Source organism: Rathayibacter sp. AY1A3 (assembly GCF_002930975.1).
Lineage (GTDB): Bacteria > Actinomycetota > Actinomycetes > Actinomycetales > Microbacteriaceae > Rathayibacter.
Window position 1 is genome coordinate 1 of record NZ_PSTO01000064.1, and the last position, 4,190, is coordinate 4,190.

Here is a 4,190-nt window from a genome sequence, read left to right on the forward strand (position 1 = left end):
GCGGTGGGGTTCGCTTCGCGGTAGACGGTGTAGGTCACCTCGTCGACGGCGGCGTCTGTGATGCGCCAGCGCTGAGCGGTACTGGTGGTGCAGGTCTGCTGCTGGATCACGGCGCCGTCGACCTGGGCGGAGTCCTTGTTCTCGATGCAGAGGCTGCTGTGGCGGTTGGCGATCCGGCTGTAGCCGTCGCCGACGTCGGTGATGCTCCACTGCTGCACGGGCAGGCCGTTGCAGGTCCACTGACGCACTTCGGCGCCGGGTGCGGTGCTCCAGTTGTAGTCGTCGAGGCAGAGGCCGGAGTGGCGGTTCTTGATCTCGGCGAAGCCGGTGCCGAGGTCGCGGATCTCCCACAGCTGGTTGGCGCCTTCGAGGCAGTTCCACTGGCGCACTTCGGCGCCGGGCGTGGTGTCGAACCGGTAGTCGTCGAGACAGAGGCCGGAGTGCTCGTTGCGGATCTCCTGATTGGTGCCGGTGCCGACGGGGGTGGCGGCTGCGGCGGGCGTGCTCACTCCGAGTGTCGTGAGGCCGACGAAGATCGCGGCGGCGAGGGCGCCGAGCATCCGTGCTCTGCGCGGGGACGTCGTTGTCCTGGTCATGCGTGTTCCCTTTCGTGGAATGCCCGTCGCCCGGCTGGACGACGGGTGGCTCGTCCCCACCCGAGACCGCCGACCGCTCGGCAGAGCGATCGGCGGTCTCGGTGAGGTTCGTCAGCGCGCGAGTGCCGCGGTGACGGGCGCCCGGACGGGTGCGATCAGCCGCAGCGCAGTGCCGGGTGCGCGGCGGTGACCGGAGCCGTCGCCGCGCCGACCGTTGCGGTCCCCGTGAGCGTCCCGGCGGCGACCGACGTCGCTCGGGTGGAGATCGCGAGGGCGCCGGTCTTCTGCGATCCGACGAGCTGCGTCCTCTCGCCCCAGGGCGTGCTCCAGCGGAGGGCGGCGCTCTCGGCGCCGGTGTTCCTGGTCGTGAGGGTGACGACGACCTTGCCCGAGATGCAGCGGACGGTGGCGGTCGAGGCGACCTTCACCGGGGTCCCCTCGACCACGACGGTCGTCCGGACGGTCCGGTTGGCCGTGGCGACCTCCTCCGCGCTGGTCATGTCGAGCACGGGCAGGCCGTCGGCCGCCCAGTGGATGCGGCGGAGGTAGGCGTCGCGGTTGGTGCTGCCGTCGGCGCGCGCGTGGAACACGAGCACCTCGTTGCCGTCCTCGTCGACCGTGAAGCTGTTGTGCCCCGGGCCCCAGAGGTTCGCGACGGGGTCGCTCTTCACCACCGGCGCGTCCGCCTTCGTCCACACCGACCGATCGGTCAGATCGGCGCCCGAGGGCGCGACCATGAGCCCGATCGCGTAAGTGCGGTCGACGTTGGAGGCGGAGTAGGTCAGGAACACCTTCCCGTCCCGGAAGATCGCCGTGGCGCCCTCCGCGACGTTGCTGGTGTTCGTCTCCCAGCCCAGCGACGCGGTGATGAGCTTGCGCGGTTCGCTCGTGAGGCGCCACGGGTTCGCCGGGTCGATCGTCGCGATCCACAGCTCGGCGTCGCCGACGACTCCGCCGGTGATGTAGCGCTGCGACCACGCGACGTAGGTGCGTCCGCCGTCCTGGAACGCGGTCATGTCGAGGCTGATGCCGGGGTGCTGCGCGTCGCGCTGCAGAGCGGAGCCGTCCTGCTTCAGGACCGGCCGGGGAGCCTCCCAGTCGGCGAGCACGGTCGGGTCGCCGCCGGTGCGCAGCTTCTGCACGTAGGCGGTCACCCGCTGCCAGTCCACGGCGCCGATGCACGGCGAGAAGAAGGCGTAGAGCTCGCCGCCGAGCTCGTGCAGCTCCGGCGCCCAGTAGCAGCCCTGGATGCCCGCAGTGCCCTTGCGGACGATCATGCTGTCCGGCGCGGTGCGGAGGCCGTCGATGGTCGGCGCGCTGCGGAGGAACATGCCGGGCTGGTCGTCGCCGCGGTCGTCGGTCGAGATGAAGAGGTAGCGGTCCTTCCACTTCAGGATGTTCGGGTCGGCCTCGGCCCGGAGGAACGGGGCGGCGTAGTCGCGCTGGCGCACGGTCCCCGAGACCTGGTAGGTGCCGGGCTTCGAGGTGTCGACCGCGGCGAGGTCGGCGGCCGACCAGTCCACGGGCAGCTGCTTCGTCGATCCGTCGGTGTACGAGAGCGTCGCCTTCCCGGGCGTCGGCACCGCGGCGCCCTGGGCGACGGTGGTGCTGGCGACCTGGACGGTGGTGTTGCGGAGGCGTCCCAGGCGGTTCTCGAGGCCGGTCGCGGCCGGGGCGGGGAGCACCAGGACGTTCGAGGGAACGGCGCCCTCGATGGTCGTCGTGGCGGCAGGGTCCGACAGCGTCAGCCCGCCGGCGCGGAGGTCGCCGCGGGTGGCGGGGTCGGTGAGATCGCCGAAGGAGCGCGAGTACTCGGCGCCCTGGGCGTCCTTCCAGGTGACGCGGTAGACGTCGGCGGCCGAGTCCCAGACGGCGCGGGGATCGACGGCCGCGGACACTCCGAGGTCGAGGAATCCGGCCGGCTCGTAGGCCACGAGGTCGGTCGAGGTGAACAGCAGGGGAGTGCCGCGGTGCGCGGGATCGACGTCGCCGTTCGCGAGGGTGCGGGTGGCGAGCACGCCGTAGCCGCCGCCGGCGAGCGAGAACACGTAGGGGTCGCGGAGCGTCCGGGTCTCGACGAGGTCGAGCGTGCCCGTCGGCTGCGCATCGGCGAAGAGCACGCCGTAGTTCTCGTTCAGGGCCGTGGTGCCGGTGCGGGTCGTGCCGAGGCCGAGGTGCATGCTGTACGCCAGCTTCGAGCCGTAGACCTGGGTGGCGAGGGGCGTGCGCTCGTACGAGAGCAGGTAGCGCGCCTGCGCCGCCGGGAGGACCCGGACGTCGAACGCCTTGGTGCTCGAGGCGGTGCCGGAGCGCAGCTGGGCGGTGACGACTCCCTGGACCGCGGACGTGCCGGTGACGCGGAGCGCGCCGTCGACCACGCCGAGACCCGGGGTGCTCGTCGTCCAGGTGATCGTCGATCCGGTCGGCGCGGCGGGCAGGACCTCCCCGTCGGCGACGGTCGGACGCAGGACGACGCCCTGCGCGAGCGCGTCGAGGTCGGCCTGGGCGTTCTGCGCGGCCACCGCGAGCTCGAAGGAGCGGCTCGTGGTCGCCCCGCCGAGCGCGAGCGACGCGGTCAGCGTGACGGGCACGTCCGCTCCGCTGCCGGGCCGGGTGACGACTCCGGTGCTGCTGATGCGGGCCGGGTCGGAGCTCGTCCACGCGATCCGGGAACCCTGCGCACCCGTGGTCGGGAGGCGGAGATCTGTGGTCACGCGGCCGGGTCCGAGGTCGATCGCCGCGGCGTCCGAGGCGAGTGCCGCCGTGCGGACGGCGGGGTCCACCCCGGTCCAGTAGGCGTCCGAGACCTGCTGAGCGGTCAGCGCGGAGGTGCGGATCTCGAAGTCGCGCACGCCGCCGCGGTAGAAGAGGTCGGAGTAGGAGGAGCGGCCGATGTACCCCACGAGGTTCGTGCCGAGGTCGGCGACGGAGCGGTTCGTGCTCACCTTCGCGATCAGGCGGCCGTTGTAGTAGCCGGTCAGCGAGCCGGGCTCGAGGACCGTCGTGTACAGGCCCCACTGCGCGTCGGTGGTCGGGCCGGCCGGAGTGCTCGAGCCCGAGATCCCTGCCTCGGTGGTCCACGGGGCGGAGGGGTTGCTGCTCGCCGTGATGACGGACTTGAAGCGGCCGGAGGGGTCGCGCGGGTTGAGCAGCCAGTACTGCGACGGCAGGTTCTCGGTCGTGCCGAAGAAGGCCGCCGCGTAGTTGCCCGCGCCGGTGTCGTTGCGCAACCAGGACTGGATCGTCAGGGTGCTGCGGCCGTCGACGAGTCCGCGGGGCATCTCGACGTACGCGGCCGAGCTGCCGCTCGCGCCGCCGGGGAGGCGGAGCTCGTCGCCGACGACGCTCGCTCCGGTGCCCCGGAGGACGCCGTCGCGGCCGCCGCCCGAGGAGTCGGGGACGGTCGTGCCGGTCAGCTGGGAGAAGTCGTACTGCACGAGGAGGTCCTCCGCCGCAGCTGCGGGCAGAGCGGGAAGGGTCACCCCCGCTGCGACGACGATCGAGGCGAGGACCCCGGTGAGGGCGGTCCTCCAAGGACGGACGGAGGTCATCGATACTCCTTCGTATCAGCGGCGCCGCGGGGCACCGCGGTCG

At 72.2% G+C, this 4,190-nt stretch carries 2 protein-coding genes; both read right to left on the reverse strand.

What is annotated here, in order from left to right; genetic code table 11:
* Window positions 1-596 (reverse strand): RICIN domain-containing protein (locus tag C5C10_RS17095; RefSeq protein ID WP_146082195.1); only part of this gene is annotated, 596 nt, incomplete at its 3' end.
* Between the two features lie 155 nt (window positions 597-751).
* Window positions 752-4,147, reverse strand: coding sequence for a family 43 glycosylhydrolase (locus C5C10_RS17100; protein ID WP_104329864.1), 3,396 nt, complete (start codon window positions 4,145-4,147; stop codon window positions 752-754).
* Window positions 4,148-4,190 lie beyond the last annotated feature (43 nt).